Annotated in this window: 20 protein-coding genes; 14 read left to right on the top strand and 6 right to left on the bottom strand. The window is 59.1% G+C overall.

Annotated elements, in window-relative coordinates:
* Positions 1 to 10: 10 nt before the first annotated feature.
* From tauB to tauD, 3 genes are read left to right on the top strand one after another with little or no spacing between them, the layout of a single operon-like run.
* A complete protein-coding gene (tauB, locus tag AC3IUA_RS01040; protein WP_489358683.1) occupies positions 11 to 805 on the top strand; it encodes a taurine ABC transporter ATP-binding subunit in 795 nt (264 codons plus the stop codon).
* On the top strand, positions 802 to 1644 hold the full coding sequence (gene tauC, locus AC3IUA_RS01035; protein ID WP_489358682.1) for a taurine ABC transporter permease TauC: 843 nt from the start codon (positions 802 to 804) through the stop codon (positions 1642 to 1644). Before tauB ends, tauC begins: the two co-directional genes overlap by 4 nt.
* A gap of 47 nt (positions 1645 to 1691) precedes the next feature.
* Entirely contained in the window at positions 1692 to 2525 is an 834-nt protein-coding gene (tauD, locus tag AC3IUA_RS01030; RefSeq protein ID WP_489358681.1) for a taurine dioxygenase, read from the top strand.
* A 109-nt stretch (positions 2526 to 2634) separates the two neighbouring features.
* On the opposite strand, the gene mgrA is transcribed toward tauD, so the two are convergent.
* From mgrA to AC3IUA_RS01010, 4 genes are all read right to left on the bottom strand, one after another.
* Positions 2635 to 3672, bottom strand: a complete 1038-nt coding sequence (gene mgrA / locus AC3IUA_RS01025; protein WP_489358680.1) for an L-glyceraldehyde 3-phosphate reductase — start codon at positions 3670 to 3672, stop codon at positions 2635 to 2637.
* Between the two features lie 151 nt (positions 3673 to 3823).
* A complete protein-coding gene (locus AC3IUA_RS01020) occupies positions 3824 to 4225 on the bottom strand; it encodes a type II toxin-antitoxin system HicB family antitoxin (RefSeq protein ID WP_150641424.1) in 402 nt (133 codons plus the stop codon).
* Between the two features lie 92 nt (positions 4226 to 4317).
* The gene (locus tag AC3IUA_RS01015) at positions 4318 to 4500 is read right to left on the bottom strand and encodes a type II toxin-antitoxin system HicA family toxin (RefSeq protein WP_489362192.1); all 183 of its coding nucleotides are present in this window, start codon (positions 4498 to 4500) and stop codon (positions 4318 to 4320) included.
* 129 nt (positions 4501 to 4629) lie between these two features.
* Positions 4630 to 5520 (bottom strand): LysR family transcriptional regulator, encoded by an 891-nt coding sequence (locus AC3IUA_RS01010; protein WP_489358679.1) that lies wholly within the window; start codon positions 5518 to 5520, stop codon positions 4630 to 4632.
* A 133-nt stretch (positions 5521 to 5653) separates the two neighbouring features.
* On the opposite strand from AC3IUA_RS01010, the gene AC3IUA_RS01005 reads away from it, so the two are divergent.
* On the top strand, positions 5654 to 6394 hold the full coding sequence (locus AC3IUA_RS01005) for an SDR family oxidoreductase (RefSeq protein WP_489358678.1): 741 nt from the start codon (positions 5654 to 5656) through the stop codon (positions 6392 to 6394).
* Between the two features lie 122 nt (positions 6395 to 6516).
* Positions 6517 to 6774, top strand: a complete 258-nt coding sequence (locus tag AC3IUA_RS01000) for a hypothetical protein (RefSeq protein WP_489358677.1) — start codon at positions 6517 to 6519, stop codon at positions 6772 to 6774.
* Positions 6775 to 6792: 18 nt separating this feature from the next.
* Here AC3IUA_RS01000 and betT read toward each other — a convergent pair whose 3' ends face one another.
* Positions 6793 to 8748 (bottom strand): choline transporter BetT, encoded by a 1956-nt coding sequence (gene betT / locus AC3IUA_RS00995; RefSeq protein ID WP_489362190.1) that lies wholly within the window; start codon positions 8746 to 8748, stop codon positions 6793 to 6795.
* Between the two features lie 257 nt (positions 8749 to 9005).
* Positions 9006 to 9932: a serine O-acetyltransferase EpsC gene (epsC, locus tag AC3IUA_RS00990; protein ID WP_489358676.1), complete on the bottom strand. Its 927-nt coding sequence runs from the start codon at positions 9930 to 9932 to the stop codon at positions 9006 to 9008.
* Positions 9933 to 10123: 191 nt separating this feature from the next.
* Between epsC and AC3IUA_RS00985 the strand changes: the two genes are divergently transcribed.
* The 9 genes from AC3IUA_RS00985 (at position 10124) to AC3IUA_RS00945 (ending at position 20042) form a co-directional block, all read left to right on the top strand.
* Complete coding sequence (locus AC3IUA_RS00985) at positions 10124 to 11116, top strand: D-cysteine desulfhydrase (RefSeq protein ID WP_489358675.1); 993 nt, start codon at positions 10124 to 10126, stop codon at positions 11114 to 11116.
* 295 nt (positions 11117 to 11411) lie between these two features.
* Complete coding sequence (gene tcyJ, locus AC3IUA_RS00980; RefSeq protein ID WP_489358674.1) at positions 11412 to 12206, top strand: cystine ABC transporter substrate-binding protein; 795 nt, start codon at positions 11412 to 11414, stop codon at positions 12204 to 12206.
* Entirely contained in the window at positions 12206 to 12895 is a 690-nt protein-coding gene (gene tcyL, locus AC3IUA_RS00975) for a cystine ABC transporter permease (RefSeq protein ID WP_489358673.1), read from the top strand. The genes tcyJ and tcyL overlap by 1 nt, the downstream gene beginning before the upstream one ends.
* A 4-nt stretch (positions 12896 to 12899) precedes the next feature.
* On the top strand, positions 12900 to 13661 hold the full coding sequence (tcyN, locus tag AC3IUA_RS00970) for an L-cystine ABC transporter ATP-binding protein TcyN (protein ID WP_489358672.1): 762 nt from the start codon (positions 12900 to 12902) through the stop codon (positions 13659 to 13661).
* Positions 13662 to 14278: 617 nt separating this feature from the next.
* The gene (locus tag AC3IUA_RS00965; RefSeq protein WP_489358671.1) at positions 14279 to 15043 is read left to right on the top strand and encodes a hypothetical protein; all 765 of its coding nucleotides are present in this window, start codon (positions 14279 to 14281) and stop codon (positions 15041 to 15043) included.
* A 263-nt stretch (positions 15044 to 15306) separates the two neighbouring features.
* A complete protein-coding gene (locus AC3IUA_RS00960) occupies positions 15307 to 16548 on the top strand; it encodes an SfnB family sulfur acquisition oxidoreductase (protein ID WP_489358670.1) in 1242 nt (413 codons plus the stop codon).
* A gap of 37 nt (positions 16549 to 16585) precedes the next feature.
* The gene (locus AC3IUA_RS00955; protein ID WP_489358669.1) at positions 16586 to 17779 is read left to right on the top strand and encodes an SfnB family sulfur acquisition oxidoreductase; all 1194 of its coding nucleotides are present in this window, start codon (positions 16586 to 16588) and stop codon (positions 17777 to 17779) included.
* Positions 17779 to 19131, top strand: a complete 1353-nt coding sequence (locus AC3IUA_RS00950; RefSeq protein WP_489358667.1) for an LLM class flavin-dependent oxidoreductase — start codon at positions 17779 to 17781, stop codon at positions 19129 to 19131. The genes AC3IUA_RS00955 and AC3IUA_RS00950 overlap by 1 nt, the downstream gene beginning before the upstream one ends.
* Positions 19132 to 19232: 101 nt before the next feature.
* Complete coding sequence (locus AC3IUA_RS00945) at positions 19233 to 20042, top strand: MetQ/NlpA family ABC transporter substrate-binding protein (protein ID WP_489358666.1); 810 nt, start codon at positions 19233 to 19235, stop codon at positions 20040 to 20042.
* The last annotated feature ends 1 nt before the right edge of the window (position 20043 follow it).

The raw sequence follows: 20043 nt of genomic DNA, 5'->3' as shown, positions 1-20043 counted from the left end.
GCAAACAGCGATGGCCTTGTTAGAACTGGAGCGCATCAGCGCACAGTACCCCGGCGCGGCCGAGCCGGTGCTGGCGGATATTTCACTGAGCCTGGGGCCACAGCAGTTGCTGGTCGCCCTCGGTCCTTCCGGCAGTGGCAAGACCTCGCTGTTGAACCTGATCGCCGGCTTCGTCGAACCGAGCGCCGGGCGCATCACCCTCGACGGAGTGCCAGTCAGAGGCCCGAACGCCGAGCGCGGCGTGGTGTTTCAGGATGATGCGCTGCTGCCGTGGCAGGATGTATTGGCTAACGTCGGTTTCGGCCTGGAACTGGCGGGTATCCACAAGCCGCAACGGGAAATCCGCGCGCGGGAAATGCTCGCGCTGGTGGACCTCGCCGGCTTCGATCAGCGTCGCATCTGGCAGCTGTCCGGCGGCCAGAAACAGCGTGTCGGCCTGGCCCGCGCCCTTGCCGCTGACCCGCGTGTGCTGCTGATGGATGAACCCTTCGGCGCCCTTGACGCCTTCACCCGCGAGCAGATGCAGGAACTGCTGCTGCAGGTCTGGAAGCGCACCGCCAAACCGGTGTTCCTGATTACCCACGACATCGAAGAAGCGGTGTTCCTCGCCACCGAGCTGATTTTACTGGCGCCCAATCCGGGGCAAATCGTCGAGCGTCTGAGCCTGGACTTCGGCCAGCGCTATGCCGCCGGTGAGTCGGCCCGGGCGATCAAGTCCGACCCGCGTTTTATCGAAACCCGCGAACACGTGCTCGCTCGAGTGTTCTCCCAACGCAGCGCCGTCCAGCGCCAGGAGCGCGCATGAGCAGCTACGGATTACCGGCCACGGCCACGAAAACCACCGCCAGTTCGTCCAGTGTGATGACTGTTCGTCGCAGCCTCGGTACCCGCTGGATCAGCGTACTGACGTTGATTACGCTGCTCGCCCTCTGGTGGGCCGTGACCGCCAGCGGATTGATTGAACCGCTGTTCCTGCCTCCACCCTCGGCGGTCCTGCAAAAAGGCTGGTTGCTGGCGACCAGCGGTTATATGGATTCGACCTTGTGGCAGCATCTGGGCGCCAGCCTCAGCCGTATCGGCCTGGCCTTGGGATTCGCCGTGCTGAGCGCCATCCCGGTGGGGATCGCCATCGGCCACAACCGCATCGCCCGCGGCATTCTCGATCCGCTGATCGAGTTCTACCGTCCTATTCCACCGCTGGCCTATCTGCCGCTGATCGTCATCTGGTGCGGGATTGGCGAGCTCTCCAAAGTGCTGCTGATTTACCTGGCGATCTTCGCCCCGATTGCCATCGCCACCGCCACGGGCGTGCGCACCGTCGACCCGACCAAACTCCGTGCCGCGCAATCCTTGGGCGCGACGCGAGCGCAGCTGATTCGCCATGTGATCCTGCCCAGCGCCCTGCCGGACATTCTCACCGGTGTGCGGATTGGCCTGGGTGTCGGCTGGTCGACTCTGGTCGCCGCCGAATTGATCGCCGCCACCAGTGGCCTGGGCTTTATGGTCCAGTCGGCTGCGCAGTTTCTGGTCACCGATGTGGTGGTGCTGGGGATTCTGGTAATCGCGCTGATCGCCTTCACCATGGAAATGGGCCTGCGTGCCCTGCAACGCAAGCTGGTGCCGTGGCACGGCCAGGCTCATTGAACAGAACTGACTACGCCGACACTTCGACACCGAATTCGAGAACAATCATGAGCCTGAGCATTACGCCCCTTAGCTGCGCCCTTGGCGCCCGAGTCAGCGACATCGACATCACTCAACCGCTGAACGTCGAGCAGCGCGACGCGATCGAGCAGGCGCTGCTCAAGCATCACGTCCTGTTTTTTCGTGAGCAGCCATTGAACCCACAGCAACAGGCGCGGTTCGCCGCCAACTTCGGCGACCTGCACATTCATCCGATCTACCCGAATGTCCCGGAACAACCTGAGGTGCTGATCCTCGACACGGCGCAGACCGATGTGCGTGACAATGCCGTCTGGCATACCGACGTGACCTTCCTGCCGACCCCGGCCATGGGCGCGGTGCTCAGCGCCAGGCTGTTGCCGGCGTTTGGTGGCGACACCCTATGGGCCAGCGGCATTGCAGCGTACGAGGCGTTGTCGGCCCCCCTGCAACGGTTGCTGCAAGGGCTGAGCGCAACCCACGACTTTACCAAGTCCTTCCCGCTGGAGCGCTTCGGCACCACCGCCGAAGACCTGGCGCGCTGGGAAGAGGCGCGCAAGAAGAACCCGCCTCTGTCGCACCCGGTGATTCGCACTCACCCGGTCAGCGGACGCAAGTCGCTGTTCATCAATGAAGGCTTCACCACCCGCATCAACGAACTGTCAGAAACTGAAAGCGAAGCAATCCTGAAACTGTTGTTCGCCCACGCCACCCGTCCGGAGTTCACTATCCGCTGGCGCTGGGAAGAGAACGACGTAGCGTTCTGGGACAATCGCGTGACCCAACACTTCGCCGTCGACGACTACCGCCCGCAACGGCGCGTGATGCATCGGGCGACGATTTTGGGGGATGTGCCGTTTTAAGATCAAAAGATCGCAGCCTGCGGCAGCTCCTACGGGACCGGTTATCAACCCGCCTTTGTAGGAGCTGCCGCAGGCTGCGATCTTTTCGGCAACACACTGGATTAAAGACTTACTCCGCCGTCGACGGTTTCTCCCACAAGTTAATCCCGCCTTCCTGGGCAAACCGGTCAATCTCCGCCAGTTCTTCAGCACTGAAGCTCAAATTCTTCAACGCCCCGACGTTTTCGATGATCTGCTCCGGGCGGCTGGCGCCGATCAGCGCGGAGGTCACCCGTGGATCGCGCAGGGTCCAGGCCAGGGCCAGTTGCGCGAGGCTTTGGCCGCGACGCTGGGCGATTTCGTTGAGCGCACGCACCTGGGCGATGTTCGCTTGCGACAGGTGCGAGGCTTGCAGCGAAGCGCCGCCCGGACGGTTAATCCGCGCATCCTTGGGCACACCGTTGAGGTATTTGTCGGTCAGCAGGCCCTGGGCCAACGGAGTGAAGGCGATCACCCCGGTACCGAGTTCATCGGTGGTATCCAGCAGGTCTTTTTCTACCCAGCGGTTAAGCAGGTTGTAGGCTGGCTGGTGAATCAGCAGCGGAACTTTCCACTCTTTGAGGAAGGCGGCGATCTCCCGGGTTTTGGCTCCGGAATACGATGAAATGCCGATGTACAATGCCTTGCCTTGCTGCACCGCAGTGGCCAGTGCGCTGGCGGTTTCTTCCAGTGGAGTATCCGGGTCGAAGCGGTGCGAATAGAAGATATCCACATAGTCGAGGCCCATGCGCTGCAGGCTTTGGTCGAGGCTGACCAGCACGTATTTACGCGAACCGCCGCCCTGGCCATACGGGCCCGGCCACATGTCCCAACCGGCTTTGCTGGAGATGATCAGCTCATCGCGGTAGTGCTTGAAGTCTTCGCGCAGCAAACGGCCGAAGTTGATCTCGGCACTGCCGTAGGGCGGGCCATAGTTGTTGGCCAGGTCGAAGTGGTTGATGCCCAGGTCAAAAGCGGTACGCAGCAACGAGCGCTGGGTATCGATCGGCGTGCTGTCGCCAAAGTTGTGCCACAGGCCCAGTGACAATGCCGGCAGCACCAGACCGCTGCGTCCGACGCGGCGGTAGGGAATGGAGTCGTAGCGATCAGCAGCAGCGATATAGGTCATTGAATCCTCTACTTGTGTGGGGGCAACAGTGTTTTTTTGAACTCTAAAGATCGTTGCGACCTTTAGTGGGCGAGGTTTTTCATCTATTTGGTACGGCACCGGTACCGCATGATTGTTCCCCCACATGTGCGCGAGGGAACGATCATCTGCTTCACGCCGACAATTCTCGCAGTGCCGCCGCAGCCAGAAATCCGGACCGAGAGCTGTAGCGACGATCCCGTTTTACGGTTTGATCGATACGTTCGAGTAACTGCTCGGGAAGCGTGGCATTGAAGCGTACCGACTTCCCGAAGTAAGGCGTCACGTCAAACTCGACCACACCCCATACACCACCGGCATAGTCAGGATTATCAAGGTGATCATCAATCTCGTGCACTTGTGGAAGTGGATCGCCGTCGGCGACCAGTCCTTCGTAATGCAGGGACAATGCTTCTTTCACGTTTTCGAATGCCTGCGACACAGTGCTACCCGCGGAGAAGCAACCCGGCACGTCAGGGACAATCACTCCATAGTCTGAGTCGGCATCCTTGTGCAGAACGACTGGGAATTTCATGTTGGTGGACCCTTCCTCTATTTCCGGTTTTGTTGGAGAGCGGATTATCTTCAATGCGGCCCCATGAGGGTTCTCGTACCCGGTTACCGAGCTCATTTCAGTCCGGCCTGTTTCAGTATGCTGTTGATCGTACCTTTCGGAAGATCGGAGTCCGGGTGTTTGATGGTGACCCTACCCGGCTTGCCAGGATGCTTGTATTGATGGTGGCTGCCTTTCACCGCCACCAGATACCACCCATCCTCCTCGATCGCTTTGATCATTTCCCGACTTCGCATCACCCTCGCACTTTTCGACAGCACCTGTAGCGCACTGTACGCAGCAAAGGGAGAAATCTATACACACCATACACACTCAGTTAAACATTAGTCTACAAAACCGACGCCCGGTTTCGCGCCGACTTACGGTTACTGAGCCTCGGCAAACACCTCACCCAACCAATCGACAAAAACCCGTACCCTCGGCGACATATGGCGGTTCTGCGGATAGAGCACCGAGACTGGCATCGGCGGGGGCGGTGTATCGGTGAGGATTTCTTGCACCAGCCCTTGGGAGATCTGCGTCGCCATGCGGTAGTGCGGGCACTGAATTATGCCCAGCCCGGCGACTGCCGAGGCGGCGTAGATTTCCGCGCCGAACACTGACAGTGCGCCATTGATGGCGATTTCTTTCAGCTCGCCATCGACCATGAATTCGAACGGGAACAGTTTGGCGGTGGTACGCGATACATAGTTCACCGCGCGGTGTTGTGTCAGGTCGGCGAGGCTTTTCGGTTCACCGTATTTGCGCAGGTAGGCCGGGCTGGCGCAGGTCACCTGACGCAGGGTCGCGACGCGGCGGCCAATCAGCGACGAATCGACCAGAGTGCCGGCGCGCAATACGCAGTCGACGCCTTCGCTGATCAGGTCGACAAAGCGGTCCGTTTCGCTGATGGACAGTTCTATCTCCGGGTAGCGCTCCATGAATTGTGGCAGCGCCGGGATCACGAAGTACTTGGCCAAAGTGCCATGCAAATCGACCCGCAGCCGCCCTTTCGGCGCCACTGATCGAAACGCCAGTTCAGCCTCCTCCAGTTCCGCCAGTAACTGCACGCAGCGCTGGTAGTACGCCTCGCCATCGAGGGTCGGACGCACTCGCCGCGTGCTGCGCTCCAGCAACCGAGTGCCGAGCCAGGCTTCGAATTGATTGAGGGTGTGGGTCAGGGTGGCGCGGGGCAGATTCAGGTCATCGGCGGCCAGGGTGAAGCTGCTGCGCTCGTAGATTCGCACGAAAACCTTCATCGCTTTGACTTGGTCCACGTGGGGCTCCTGGCGCTCGATTGTTGGCGATTATTGAACAGTCAAGGCAACTCTGCTGCATTTATCGCCCTTGGTAAACATGTGAATCTTGCTCGCACACCAGCAACTCACTCGCCCCCAAGGAAACATCGCCATGACTAACCAAACTTCCAGGGTCGCCCTCGTTACCGGCGCCTCCCGCGGCATCGGCGCAGTCATCGTCAGGCAACTCGCAAGCGAAGGCTTCGCGGTCGCCATCAACTACGCCAGCAGCGCCAACGAAGCCTCGGCCCTGGTCGTAGAACTGCGCCAGGCCGGCCATCAGGCCATAGCGATCAAGGCCGACGTGGCCAATTGCGCCGACGTCAGCCGGATGTTCGATGAGACCGAAACGCAATTGGGCAAGGTCGATGTGCTGGTGAACAACGCCGGGATTCTCAAAGTCCTGCCGCTGGCCCAGCACAGCGATGAATTGTTCGAACAGACCTTCGCCATCAACACTCGCGGCACCTTCAACACCCTGCGCGAAGCCGCGACCCGGCTGAATGCCGACGGGCGGATCATCAATTTCTCCAGCAGCACTGTCGGCCTGAACCTGCCGGGCTACGCCGTGTACATCGCCAGCAAAGCGGCGGTTGAATCCCTTACCCAGGTGTTCGCCAAGGAACTGCGCGGTCGCAACATCACCGTCAACGCGGTCGCTCCCGGTCCGGTCGCCACTGAACTGTTCCTGCACGGCAAAAGCGAAGAGCAGATCCAGACCTTCGCCAAGATGCCGCCACTGGAACGCCTCGGTCAGCCAGAAGACATTGCCAAGGTCATCTCCTTTCTAGTCAGCCCGGCTGCCAGCTGGATCAACGGGCAAATCCTGCGGGCCAACGGCGGGCTGGTTTGAGTCGTCAAGGCGCTCAACGCCTATGCTCGTTATGAAGGAGTGTTGGAAGTGTGGGGGCGGCGATCCGACTTGCCCGCAAAGACTGACAGGCAGCCGCCAAATATTTCAAAGGAGGACACCCCATGCATACCACCATCATCATCACCTTGGGCCTGGTCCTTCTGGCCCTGATGCTGTTCATCGGCCAGAAACTCGGCTTCAGCCAGCAGACCGTCACCTACAGCTTCATCGTCCTGTGGCTGGCACTGACCGCGATCAACGGCGCCATGGGCATGGTCACTGCCGGACAATCGCTGGTCTCTGAACTGATGGTCGCCAGTGTGGTGTTCGCTGTACCGGTGGCCGCTCTGGTGCTGTTCATGACGTTGAACAAAGCCTGAGCGGCCACGGGTCCTTGATCAACGCACCAGGTGCAGGAACTGCAGGTGCCGTTCGTACTGGTCGAGGATGTCGTTGATGATCTGTTCCTTGGTGTACCCCACCAGATCGTAGTCCTGGCTGCCTTCGCTCAGATGCACTTCAGCGCGGTAATAGCGACGGTTGTTGAGCTCTTTGGAGCCCATCCCGCCACGGGCGAAGGACGGCGTGAAATAGCCGCGCATTTGCACCTGATAGATGAAGGGATGCTGCTCGCCATGGCCGATTTCCAGGCTGACGCTGTCATTGGCCGGATCCGGCTGGGCGACCACGTTGAGGCCTTTTTCGACGAACACCGCCGTCACTTCTTCGATCGCCGGGCGCACCGTGGAGTCGAGAAAGCGGTACACCTCGTCCCGTGACGGGAAATGCACGGCTTGGCTCAGGCGCTGACGCCAACCGCCGCGTCGCGATCCGGACACCGGTGCCAGCGAGTGCATTTGCGCGATCTGCTTCTGCGATTCGAGGTAGAACGCCTTGTGCAGCCCCCACATCATCAGCAGCAAGATCAACGAGAACGGCAGCGAAGTGAGCACCACCGCTGATTTCAGCGAGTCGATGCTGCCGGCGAATAGCAACGCACTGGTGATCAGCGCGGTCATCGCGCCCCAGAACACCCGCAGCCATTTCGGTCCGTCTTCATCGGGATTGCCGCCACGGGCCGAAAGCGTCGAGAGCACCACGGTGCCGGAGTCTGCGGAGGTGACAAAGAACACGAAGCTGATAAACACAGTGACTGCGATGACGGTCTTGCCCCACGGGTAGGTTTCCAGCAGCAGGTACAGGGTCATCGACGGGTTTTCAAGGGCCGACATACCCATTGCGCTCATGCCGTGGTTGAACACTTGATCAATGGCGCTGTTGCCGAAGATCGACATCCACGCCAGGGTGAAGCCCAAGGGAATCAGCAGCACGCCGAAGACGAATTCGCGGATGGTCCGGCCGCGTGAAATCCGTGCGATGAACAACCCCACGAACGGTGACCATGCGATCCACCAGGCCCAATAGAACACCGTCCAGCCGCCCAGCCAGTCGCTGGGTTTGTCATAGGCGTAGAGATCGAAACTCTTCATCGGCAAGGCGCCGAGGTAATCGCCGATGTTCTGTATCAGGGTGTTTAGCAGGTGCTGGGTGGGCCCGGCGAACAACACGAACAGCAGTAGCGCACAAGCCAGCAGCATGTTGATATCGGACATTACCCGTACGCCCTTGTCGACCCCGGAGACGGCAACGAGGATCGCCGCGCCCATCATCAGGGTGATCAGGCCGACCTGAATCCACTGGGTGTGAGCGATACCAAACAGGAAGTCGAGACCGGAGTTGAGGTGCAACACACCAAAGCCCATGTCGGCACCGAGCCCGAACACCGTGGCGATGATACCGAAGCCATCTACTGCGTAGCCGATCGGACCGTTGATGCGCTTGCCGATCAACGGGTACAGCGCCGAGCGCAAAGCCAGCGGCAGGTTATGCCGATAGGCGAAGTAGGCCAGCGCCATGCCGACGAAAGCGAACACGCCCCAGCCGTGCAGGCCCCAGTGCAGAAATAGAATCTGCATGGCCTGGCGCGCGGCGTCCGCAGTGCCGGCTTCGCCCTGGGGCGGCTGCAGCATGTGGGTCAGCGGCTCGGAAACACAGAAGAAAAACAGCGTGATGCTGATCCCGGCGGCGAACAGCATGCCCGCCCAGGACAGGTAACTGAATTCGGGTTCGTCGTGGTCGGCACCGAGCTTGATCTTGCCGTAGCCGGACAAGGCGGTGACCACCACGAAGACCAGATACAGGGTCATCGCCAGCATGTAGTACCAGCCGACCGTATTGGCCGCCCAGTTTTGTGCGGCCAGTAGCCAGGCGCCGGCCTGTGCCGGCATGGCGATGACCACCAGGCCGAACAACAGAATGAAACTCGCCGAGAAGTAGAACACCGGCGGATTCATGCGGATCTGACTGCTTGGAGGGGTGGACGATGCACTCATGAAAGCTGCACCTCAAGGGGGGGAAATGTGGCTGGATAAAACGGACTCAGCAAAGGTAAGCCTCCTGTTGTGAGCGGGCAGCGAACCACCGGTTTAACTTGAACGAACGTTCAAGTTAAACATGGAAAGGTGTTTCAGGACTAATCGCAAGGCCAGGCGGTACTTTTCAGACACTAGCTCAAGGAGGGGGTATGTGGCGAGGGGGATAATCTGCGTCGCTACTTCTGCGTCCCGTCATCATGCTGCAGATTGGCCTGAGTCAGGTTGCAGCCGGCCGGCACGCTGCGAGTCAGCCAGACATTGCCGCCGATGGTCGAGCCCTTGCCGATGGTGATCCGTCCGAGGATGGTCGCGCCTGCATAGATCACCACATCGTCTTCGACTATCGGGTGACGCGGATGGCCCTTTTGCAGTTGGCCGTCTTCGTCGGCAGGGAAACGTTTCGCGCCAAGGGTCACCGCCTGATAGATGCGCACCCGCTCACCAATGATCGCTGTCTCGCCGATCACCACACCCGTCCCGTGATCGATAAAGAAGCTGGCGCCGATCTGCGCGCCGGGATGGATATCGATACCCGTTGCCGAGTGGGCGATCTCCGAACTGATCCGCGCCAATAGTGGCAAACCAGCGCGATACAGGTGATGCGCCAAGCGATGATGAATCACCGCAAGCATCCCCGGGTAGCACAACAGCACTTCATCCACGCTGCGCGCCGCCGGGTCACCGTGGAAGGCGGCCAGCACGTCGGTATCGAGCAGGCTGCGCAAGCCCGGCAACGCAAGGGCGAAATCCTGGATCAGCCGGATCGCCTTGACCTCGACTTCGTTGTCGACCCGGGCGCTTTGTCGCGCCACATAACGCAGTTCAAGCCGCGCCTGGGCCAACAGGGCATTGAGCGCCACATCCAGGGTATGGCCGACGTAGAAGTCTTCACTCTCCTCGCGCAGGTCCACCGGCCCAAGGCGCATAGGGAACAGTGCACCGCACAGCGCCTCGAGAATCTCGGCCATGGCCGCTCGCGAGGGCAGTTCGCGCCCGCCTTGCTCGCCGCTGATGCGGCCGTTCTGAGTACGCCACTGATCTCGGGCTTCGCGCAGTTGCTCGACGATGGTCTGCAACTGCCAATGGCTGGAACGCTCGCTCACGGTAAAGACTCCTCATTCATGCAGCCGGACTGTCTGGCTGCGGAAACGGCTCCACTTTACGGTACACGCCCGAACCTGAATTAAGAACGAATTGTGTGGAGGTAAGCACATTTGGATATAAGCGATTGACGGTTGCTCCAGTAAAAAGGCCTGCCTATAGTCCAGACACCTCCTACAACCAGTACGGACCCATGATCAAACAACAGCTCGCTCGCTTTAATCGTCTGGACCTCCTCGGCACCGCTACCGCGCTGGAGAAACTCGAGCGCCTGTCGGCCTGGCTGGGGCGCGATATTTATGTCAAACGCGATGACACCACGCCACTGGCCCTGGGCGGCAACAAGCTGCGCAAACTCGAATACCTGGCGGCCGATGCACTGGCGGCCGGTGCCGATACCTTGATCACCGCAGGTGCCATTCAGTCCAACCATGTACGCCAGACCGCGGCATTGGCCGCCAAGCTCGGGCTGGGCTGTGTCGCATTGCTGGAAAACCCCATCGGCACCAGCGACAGCAACTACCTGGCCAACGGCAACCGCCTCCTGCTGGATTTGTTCGACGCCAAGGTCGAGCTGGTGGAGAACCTCGACAACGCCGACGATCAGCTGCACGCCCTTGCCGAACGCCTGCGGTCCAGTGGCAAGAAACCCTATCTGGTGCCGATTGGCGGCTCCAACGCCTTGGGTGCATTGGGTTATGTACGAGCCGGTCTGGAACTGGCCGCGCAGATCGAGGACAGCGGCCTGAAGTTCGCCGCCGTCGTGTTGGCCTCCGGCAGCGCCGGGACTCATAGCGGTCTGGCCTTGGCCCTGAGCGAAGTGCTGCCGGATTTGCCGGTGGTGGGTGTCACGGTTTCGCGCACAGATGAAGCCCAGCGACCGAAGGTCCAGAGTCTGGCCGAGAGCACCGCGCAACTGCTCGGCATGAGCATGCCGGCGAATTTCAAGGTTGAGCTGTGGGACGAATATTTCGCCCCCCGTTATGGCGAGCCGAATGCCGGAACCCTGGCGGCGATCAAACTGGTGGCAAGTCACGAAGGTTTGTTGCTCGATCCGGTGTACACCGGCAAGGCCATGGCCGGCTTGCTCGATGGCATCGGCCGCAATCGTTTCGATGACGGTCCGATCATCTTCCTGCACACCGGCGGGGCGCCGGCGTTGTTTGCGTATGCGGGAGTGTTTTAAAAGCAAAAGATCGCAGCCTGCGGCAGCTCCTACAAAGGCAGATTGATAACCGGTCCCGTAGGAGCTGCCGCAGGCTGCGATCTTTTCGAATGCGAAAAAATATTATTCTTAAATCGAATAAGAATGTATTTTTATATTATTTTCTAATCTAAAGACGTCGTCATGTAGTCGCCACGTAGGCGAATATGCCGCGAGACGCAAAGGCTGCTATAAGGCAGGATGTTGCAGTCGTCCAGATCCAGAGATTCGCCTTCTTTTCCAAATGCATTTTCATAAGAAAACATAGGGGCTTTTCATGAATTTTTCCGCACTACGTCGAAATCTGCTTATCGGCTCGCTGGGTCTGGCACTCGGTGCCGGTCTGCTGGGGCAAGCGGTTGCTGGTGAGCAACTGCAAAAAATCAAGGCGGCTGGCGTGATTAACGTCGGTCTGGAAGGCACCTATCCTCCGTTCAGCTTCGTCGATGAAAGCGGCAAACTGTCCGGCTTCGAAGTCGAGCTCTCGGAAGCCCTGGCCAAAGAGCTGGGCGTGAAAGTCAAACTGCAGCCAACTAAATGGGATGGCATCCTCGCAGCCCTGGAGTCCAAGCGTCTGGACGCGGTGATCAACCAGGTGACCATCTCCGAAGAGCGCAAGAAGAAGTACGATTTCTCTACGCCCTACACCATCTCCGGGATTCAGGCGCTGACCCTGAAAAAGAACGAAGGCACCATCAAGACCGCCGCCGATCTGGCCGGCAAGAAGGTGGGTGTGGGCCTTGGCACCAACTATGAGCAGTGGCTCAAGGAAAACGTCCCGCAAGCCATCATCAAGACTTACGACGATGATCCAACCAAGTATCAGGACCTGCGCGTAGGACGCATCGACGCCATTCTGGTGGACCGCCTGGCGGCCCTCGAACTGGTGGGCAAAGCCAAGGACACCGCGGTCTCCGGCGAACCCTTCTCCCGCCAGGAAGCCGGTGTCGCGCTACGCAAAGGCGAGCCTGAATTGCTGGAAGCCATCAACAAAGCCATCGAGAAACTGCGCGCCGACGGCACGCTGAAGAAAATCTCGGAAAAATACTTCAACGCTGACGTCACTCAATAATGGAAGCACTGCACTTCCCGCAGCTTCAGGCAGCACTGCAGCTGGCGCTGGACTCCGCGCCCTTTCTGATCAAGGGCGCGTATTACACGGTGTTCCTCAGCCTGGGCGGGATGTTCTTCGGCCTGTTGCTTGGCTTCGGCCTGGCGCTGATGCGCCTTTCGCGCTTCAAACTGGTGAGCTGGATTGCCCGCGTCTACGTGTCGTTCTTTCGCGGCACACCGCTACTTGTGCAGTTGTTCGTGATCTATTACGGCTTGCCGCAATTGGGTATCGAACTTGATCCGCTGCCGGCGGCGCTGATCGGTTTCTCGTTGAACATGGCCGCCTATGCCTGCGAAATCCTCCGTGCCGCGATCAGCTCGATCGAACGCGGCCAGTGGGAGGCTGCCGCCAGTATCGGCATGACGCGCGCGCAAACCTTGCGTCGGGCGATCCTGCCGCAAGCGGCGCGTACCGCCCTGCCGCCGCTGGGCAACAGCTTTATTTCGCTGGTCAAGGACACCGCGCTGGCTGCCACCATTCAGGTCCCCGAATTGTTCCGTCAGGCGCAGCTGATCACCGCTCGAACCTTCGAAATTTTCACCATGTATCTTGCCGCCGCACTGATTTACTGGATTCTGGCCAGCGTGCTCGCGCACCTGCAGAACCGTCTGGAAGAGCGCGTCAATCGGCACGACCTGGAGTCTTGAACGCATGATTGTGGTTGAAAAACTGACGAAGCAATTCAAAGGTCAGACGGTCCTCAACGGCATCGATCTGCGGGTCGAGGAAGGTGAGGTAATTGCAATCATCGGGCCCAGCGGCTCGGGCAAAACGACCTTCCTGCGCTGCCTGAACTTTCTCGAAGAACCCACCAGTGGCCGAATCAAGGTCGGTGATATCGAGATCGATGGCAGCCGACCATTGATCCAGCAGCAGGGGCTGGTGCGCCGGTTGCGCCAGCACGTGGGTTTCGTATTCCAGAGCTTCAACCTGTTTCCCCATCGAACGGCGCTGGAAAACGTGATCGAAGGCCCGCTGGTGGTTAAAAAGATGCCCAAAGACAAAGCGCAGGTCCTGGGCCGTGCGCTGATGGCCAAGGTTGGCTTGGCCGGCAAGGAGGATGCTTATCCACGCCGGCTCTCCGGTGGGCAGCAACAGCGCGTAGCAATTGCCCGTGCGCTGGCGATGGAGCCAGAGGTGATTCTGTTCGATGAACCCACTTCAGCCCTCGACCCGGAGTTGGTTGGCGAAGTATTGGCGACTATTCGCAGCCTCGCTGAAGAGAAACGCACCATGGTAATTGTTACCCACGAAATGGGCTTTGCCCGGGATGTGGCCAACCGGGTGGTGTTTTTTGACAAAGGTGTAATCGTCGAACAAGGAGAAGCCAAAGCGTTGTTTGCCAACCCGAAAGAAGAGCGAACTCGACAGTTTCTCAGCAAATTCCTTAACGGAGGAAGTTCCAACAGTTAATTCAGAGACTCAATAGTTATTCGCTTCCATGGATGGAAGCGACATGCACCGAAATAATAATATTGCCTGATATAAGTCATTATCAAAGCAAGCCACCAGCAATAAATCGTTTCACTGACTCGCAGTGCGATCCACTCCTTCAATAAACTGAACACGCCCTTACCCGCCGCAATCAAACCTATAACTGTTATTCCAATTAAAGCTCAACACGCATCCGTAGCCTTCCGGGGACTATATATATACCTCCTGCAACATATTTGCTTAAAATACCAACCTGTGAGCCCCCCAGCAATGTGACAGCCAATGGTGAAAGTGCGATGACTGAAAATCGACCCACCCAGGTAAAGTTCGATCAAGGCATATGCATTAATACTTTCAATGAGTAGGATTTTTCTGAATAACCCAACATCCCCGAGTTCATCCCCACCACCTATTGACACCAAATCAAACACAGCCCTATCTAGTTGAAAGTCGGCTTCACGCCATTAACGCTCCCGTTTAGAACCAACAACTGCACACTTACTCATGACGAGACATTGGCGATCCGTGTTACCCGACACTCACCACCTTTGGTCTTTCCGACACGGATTTCGCTGTAATGTTTCAAGGAGAACACCATGACGCGCACCTCGAGTAAATCCGAGCTTCCTGCTCCCTCAATGCCTCAATCCAACAAACAGAACATCAGCATTTCCATCGCCGCGCATTTGCTGATTGATGTCCCACCTTATGCCGGTATGGACGAAGGTGATCTCATCGAGCTGTTCTGGGACAACTGTTACGTTGCGTCCAGACTGCTCACCGCCGCCGACGTCGGCCAGCCTGTCAGCTTGCGAGTGCCGGAGAGCTTTGTTCACAATGGCACTTCGCGTATCCACTATCGAGTCATGCAAATCGGGCAGGGTCCAGCGCTATCGGCCGCCAGACGGGTCCAGGTCAAGCTCGATTGCCCCGGCGGGCAACCGTTGGAACTCTGCGGCGACGAAAACCAGGGCCTTGAGCCCCTGGGGATCCCTGAAACGATACGTCGCCAGGGCGTCAACCCAAATCAGGTCAATCGCGGCGTGCCGCTGACCATAGCGCCTTACCTGAACATGGCCGCCGAGGATGAGATCACCCTGCGCTGGGGCGACGTGCGCATGGACCTGCCTAAAGTCAAAGCCGACGAAGTCGGCAAGCCGATCAATGTCTGGGTTCCACCGGCGGTGATTCTGGAGGCGGGGGAAGACAATCAATTGGAAATCACCTACTGCATCCTCGACCGCGTAGGCAACAGCTCGCGCTGGGCGCCGGCGCGCAAGCTGAAGATCGGGGCTGCCAACCCTTACAACAAAACCCCCGTGAGAACGGTACTTCGCGCCGCCGAAACGCGGCGCCACTGAGCCCTCCTCCACTCCCGCTCCGGGCCTGAGAGCTCCGGAGCGGAGATCCTGACAACAGACCTTCTATGCTTATTCCTATAAGTTAGTTTATTAATTATTTATACACGATTAGGGTATATAGACCGGACCTCCGGACATTCTTGTTTTTGATCTGGCCGCAGTTTTCGCGGCATTTCCATGAGATGTGAGGTAGGTATGGTCCGGAACACAATCACCCAAGTGCAGATCGCCAGGGCATTGCGTGCAGCCAAGGAGCGGCGCTGATGTCTAATCTGGCAGATGTATCCGTCCAGAGTGATCTGGACATCGCCCCGCTGTTGTTGCCCGCACGGGTTTTGCGCAATGACGCAGAAGCCCTCAAAGCCGCCCATGAACTCGCTGAAGTCGCTCGCCTGCAAGCCTCACGGCGCGACCGGCAGCGCAAGTTGCCGTGGTCGGAGATCGAGCAGTTCACTCGCAGCGGCCTCGGCAGTATTTCCATTCCCCGTGAATTCGGTGGTCCGCACATCTCATTCGTCACCCTTGCCGAAGTGTTCGCGATCATTTCCGCGGCTGATCCGGCCCTGGGGCAGATCCCGCAAAACCAGTTCGGCATTCTCAATGTGCTGTTGAACAGTGCTACCGAACGGCAAAAAAAACAGCTGTTCCAAAGCGTGCTCGAAGGCTGGAGGATCGGTAATGCAGGCCCCGAGCGCGGCACCAAAAACACCCTCGAACTCAAAGCCCGGATCACCGCCGAAGGTGAGGGTTTCGTCATCAACGGCCAGAAGTTTTACTCGACCGGCGCCTTGTTCGCCCACTGGATTACCGTCAAGGCGCTGAATGATGAAGGCAAGCAGGTCATGGCATTCGTCCGCCGCGGCACGCCCGGTCTGCGCATCGTCGATGACTGGTCAGGCTTTGGCCAACGGACCACCGCAAGCGGAACCGTACTGCTCGACAATGTACCGGTCGAAGCCGAACTGGTTGTGGATAACTGGCGGTTGAGCGAAGTTGCGAATACTCAGGGGGCCGTATCGCAATTGATCCAGGCCGCCATTGACGCCGGGATCGCCCGTGGCGCGATCGACGACAGCATCAGCTTTGTCCGCGAACGTTCACGACCGTGGATCGACGCCAAGGTCGAGCGTGCCAGTGATGACCTCTACGTGATCGCCGACATCGGCAAACTGAAAATCGAACTGCATGCCGCCGAGGCTCTGCTGCGCAAGGCCGGGCAAGTGCTCGATCAGGTCAGCGCCGCACCGGTGACAGCCGAGTCCGCCGCTCGCGCCTCGATCGCCGTGGCCGAAGCCAAAGTACTGACCACCGAGATCTCGCTGCTGGCCAGCGAAAAGCTGTTCGAACTGGCCGGCAGCCGCGCAACCCTCGCCGAATTCAATCTCGACCGCCACTGGCGCAACGCTCGGGTCCACACCCTTCACGACCCGGTGCGCTGGAAATATCACGCAGTGGGCGCCTATCACCTGAATGGCACCCTGCCGGCCCGGCATTCCTGGATCTGACGACCAGAACACTTTGACCAGATCTCTGGAGAAACACATGACGCTTTCTCAAAATGTCGCGGTTATAACCAGCGACGAACAAGCCCTGATCGTCGCCAACGACCTGGCCGAAGACTTCAAACGCGACAGCGCCTTGCGTGATCGCGAGCGCCGCCTGCCACTCCCGGAGCTGGAAGTGTTTTCGCGCTCCGGCCTATGGGGCATCAGCGTGCCGAAAGCCTACGGCGGTGCAGGCGTTTCCAATGTCACCCTGGCCAAAGTCATTGCATTGATCGCCCAGGCCGACGCCTCCCTGGGGCAAATCCCGCAGAACCATTTTTATGCCCTCGAAGTACTGCGGGTAAACGGCAGCCCTGAGCAGCAAAAACGTCTCTATGCCGAAGTACTGGCCGGCCAGCGATTCGGTAATGCCCTGGCCGAACTGGGCACCAAAACCGCCCACGACCGCGTCACCAGCCTTAACCGCGACGGCGAGGGTTATCGCATCAACGGTCGCAAGTTCTATTCAACCGGTGCCCTCTACGCCCAGCGGATTCCGACCTCCGTGGTGGATGAACACGGCGTGCAGCAACTGGCTTTTGTGCCGCGCGACAGCCAGGGGCTGACGGTGATCGACGACTGGAGCGGCTTCGGCCAGCGCACCACCGGCAGTGGCTCGGTGGTGTTCGACAACGTGTATGTGGCGGCCGAAGACGTGATCCCGTTTCAAAGCGCCTTCGAGCGCCCGACGCCGGTCGGCCCGCTGGCGCAGATCCTCCATGCGGCCATCGACACCGGAATTGCCCGCGCCGCCTATGAAGACGTGCTGCATTTTGTCAGAACCAAGACCCGCCCGTGGATCGATTCCGGCAACGACAAAGCCACTGAAGACCCATTGACCCTGAAGAGTTTCGGCTATTTGAGTATTCGCCTGCACGCCGCCGAAGCACTGCTCGAGCGCGCCGGTGAATTTCTCGACCAGGCCCAGGCTGAAACTAACGCCGAGACCGTCGCCGCCGCATCTATCGCTGTTGCCGAAGCCCGTGCCATCAGCACCGAAATTTCCCTGGCGGCCGGCAGCACCTTGTTCGAACTGGCCGGCAGCCAGGCCACCCTGGCCGAGCACGGTCTGGACCGTCACTGGCGCAACGCCCGGGTGCACACCCTGCACGACCCGGTGCGCTGGAAGTACCACGCGGTCGGCAACTATTACCTCAATGATGAAAATCCGCCGCTGCGGGGGACCATTTGATGAGCAGAAAAAAAATCCTGCTCAATGCCTTCAACATGAACTGCATCGGGCATATCAACCATGGCCTGTGGACTCACCCGCGGGACAATTCGACTCAATACAAGACCGTCGAATACTGGACCGAACTGGCGCAACTGCTAGAGCGCGGGCTGTTCGACGGGTTGTTCATTGCCGACATCGTCGGCGTCTACGACGTCTATCAACACTCCGTGGACGTACCGCTCAAAGAGTCGATTCAGTTGCCGGTCAACGATCCGTTGCTGCTGGTATCGGCCATGGCCGCAGTGACAAAAAACCTTGGTTTCGGCCTGACCGCCAACCTGACCTACGAACCGCCCTATCTGTTCGCCCGACGCATGTCGACACTCGATCATCTGAGCGGCGGCCGGGTCGGCTGGAATATCGTCACCGGCTACCTCGACAGCGCCGCCAAGGCCATGGGCCTGAGCCAGCAGGTCGAACATGACCGGCGATACGAGCAGGCCGATGAATACCTGGAGGTGCTCTACAAACTCTGGGAAGGCAGTTGGGAAAACGACGCGGTGCTCAATGATCCGCAACAGCGGATCTACGCGCAGCCGGACAAGGTCCACAAGGTTCACCACCATGGCGAGTTTTACCAGGTCGAGGGCTATCACCTTTGCGAGCCGTCCCCTCAGCGCACGCCGGTGCTGTTCCAGGCCGGCAGTTCGGATCGCGGTTTGCAGTTCGCCGGGCGGCATGCCGAGTGCGTGTTCATCAGCGGACAGAACAAGGCAGCGACCAAAGCGCAGGTGGACAAGGTCCGCGCCAGCGCCGTCGAGGCGGGGCGCAATCCCGAGGACATCAAGGTATTCATGGGCTTGAACGTGATCGTTGGGGCCACCGAAGAGCTGGCCTGGGCCAAGCATGCCGAGTACCTGAGCTATGCCAGCGCTGAAGCCGGCGTTGCACATTTCTCCAGCTCTACCGGCATCGACTTCGCCGAATACCCGCTGGACGAACCGATCCAGTACGTGAAAAGCAACGCCATCCAGTCTGCCACCAAGACCCTGCAAAACAACGACTGGACCCGGCGCAAATTGCTCGAACAACACGCCTTGGGCGGACGTTACATCACCTTGGTCGGTTCACCCGAACAGGTCGCCGATGAACTGGAATCCTGGATCGCCGAAACCGGTCTGGACGGCTTCAACCTGACCCGCATTGTCACCCCGGAAAGCTATGTCGACTTCATCGACCTGGTGATCCCCGAGTTGCAGCGCAGAGGCTCATACAAGACCACTTACGACAATGGCAGCCTGCGGGAAAAGCTGTTTCACGCAGCGGCGCATTTACCACCGCAACACACCGGCGCCAGCTACCGACACTAACCCTCTGTGGTGAGGGGGCTTGCCCCCGCTCGGCTGCGCAGCAGTCGCAAAACATTAGAGCACCACGAATTCAAAAACTGACTACTGACTGGAAAACCATCATGACCAAAAAACTCTTCACCCAACCAGTCAAAGCACTGGCCCTTGCCCTCGGACTGTTCAGCGCCGTCGCTCACGCTGCAGACGCCCCACTGAAAATCGGCACCACCGCCGCTTTTGCCATTCCACTGGAAGCGGCCGTCGAAGAGGCCAAAAAACAAGGCCTGAAAGTCGACCTGGTGGAGTTCAGCGACTGGATCGCGCCCAACGTCAGCCTCGCCGCGGGCGATATCGACGTGAACTACTTCCAGCACATTCCGTTCCTGGAAAACGCCAAGGCCGCTGGTGGTTTTGAGCTGGTGCCGTTTGCCCCGGGGATCATCAACAACGTCGGGCTCTACTCGAAAAAGTACAAAAGCTTCGACGAACTGCCCCAAGGCGCCAGCGTGGCTATCGCCAACGACCCGATCAACAGCGGACGCGGCTTGCAACTGCTGGCCAAGGCCGGGCTGATCACCCTGAAACCCGGGGTCGGCTACAAGGCCACCGAAGACGACATCATCGCCAACCCGAAGCAGCTGAAAATCCTCCAGGTCGAGGCTGTGCAACTGGTGCGTACCTACGATGACGCCGATCTGGTGCAGGGTTACCCGGCCTATATCCGTTTGGCGAAAACCTTCGATGCCGAGTCTGCCTTGCTGTTCGACGGGCTTGATCACAAGGAATACGTGATCCAGTTCGTGATCCAGCCCAAGAGCAAAACCGACCCACGGCTGATCAAGTTCGTCGACATCTACCAGCATTCCCCTGCCGTTCGCGCGGCGCTGGATAAAGCGCACGGCAAGCTCTACCAAGCCGGCTGGGAAGGTTAAA

Source organism: Pseudomonas sp. KH_050, from assembly GCF_057838875.1.
The sequence above is the reverse complement of the archived record's forward strand: the minus strand, read 5'-3'. Positions and strand labels throughout refer to the sequence as shown.

What these genes read in the sequence shown, in the direction of transcription:
- tauB (WP_489358683.1), top strand. Translation starts at nt 11, where the DNA reads ATGGCCTTGTTAGAACTGGAGCGCATCAGCGCACAGTACCCCGGCGCG.
- tauC (WP_489358682.1), top strand. Translation starts at nt 802, where the DNA reads ATGAGCAGCTACGGATTACCGGCCACGGCCACGAAAACCACCGCCAGT.
- tauD (WP_489358681.1), top strand. Translation starts at nt 1,692, where the DNA reads ATGAGCCTGAGCATTACGCCCCTTAGCTGCGCCCTTGGCGCCCGAGTC.
- mgrA (WP_489358680.1), bottom strand. Translation starts at nt 3,672, where the DNA reads ATGACCTATATCGCTGCTGCTGATCGCTACGACTCCATTCCCTACCGC.
- AC3IUA_RS01020 (WP_150641424.1), bottom strand. Translation starts at nt 4,225, where the DNA reads ATGAAATTCCCAGTCGTTCTGCACAAGGATGCCGACTCAGACTATGGA.
- AC3IUA_RS01015 (WP_489362192.1), bottom strand. Translation starts at nt 4,500, where the DNA reads ATGCGAAGTCGGGAAATGATCAAAGCGATCGAGGAGGATGGGTGGTAT.
- AC3IUA_RS01005 (WP_489358678.1), top strand. Translation starts at nt 5,654, where the DNA reads ATGACTAACCAAACTTCCAGGGTCGCCCTCGTTACCGGCGCCTCCCGC.
- AC3IUA_RS01000 (WP_489358677.1), top strand. Translation starts at nt 6,517, where the DNA reads ATGCATACCACCATCATCATCACCTTGGGCCTGGTCCTTCTGGCCCTG.
- betT (WP_489362190.1), bottom strand. Translation starts at nt 8,748, where the DNA reads ATGAATCCGCCGGTGTTCTACTTCTCGGCGAGTTTCATTCTGTTGTTC.
- AC3IUA_RS00985 (WP_489358675.1), top strand. Translation starts at nt 10,124, where the DNA reads ATGATCAAACAACAGCTCGCTCGCTTTAATCGTCTGGACCTCCTCGGC.
- tcyJ (WP_489358674.1), top strand. Translation starts at nt 11,412, where the DNA reads ATGAATTTTTCCGCACTACGTCGAAATCTGCTTATCGGCTCGCTGGGT.
- tcyL (WP_489358673.1), top strand. Translation starts at nt 12,206, where the DNA reads ATGGAAGCACTGCACTTCCCGCAGCTTCAGGCAGCACTGCAGCTGGCG.
- tcyN (WP_489358672.1), top strand. Translation starts at nt 12,900, where the DNA reads ATGATTGTGGTTGAAAAACTGACGAAGCAATTCAAAGGTCAGACGGTC.
- AC3IUA_RS00965 (WP_489358671.1), top strand. Translation starts at nt 14,279, where the DNA reads ATGACGCGCACCTCGAGTAAATCCGAGCTTCCTGCTCCCTCAATGCCT.
- AC3IUA_RS00960 (WP_489358670.1), top strand. Translation starts at nt 15,307, where the DNA reads ATGTCTAATCTGGCAGATGTATCCGTCCAGAGTGATCTGGACATCGCC.
- AC3IUA_RS00955 (WP_489358669.1), top strand. Translation starts at nt 16,586, where the DNA reads ATGACGCTTTCTCAAAATGTCGCGGTTATAACCAGCGACGAACAAGCC.
- AC3IUA_RS00950 (WP_489358667.1), top strand. Translation starts at nt 17,779, where the DNA reads ATGAGCAGAAAAAAAATCCTGCTCAATGCCTTCAACATGAACTGCATC.
- AC3IUA_RS00945 (WP_489358666.1), top strand. Translation starts at nt 19,233, where the DNA reads ATGACCAAAAAACTCTTCACCCAACCAGTCAAAGCACTGGCCCTTGCC.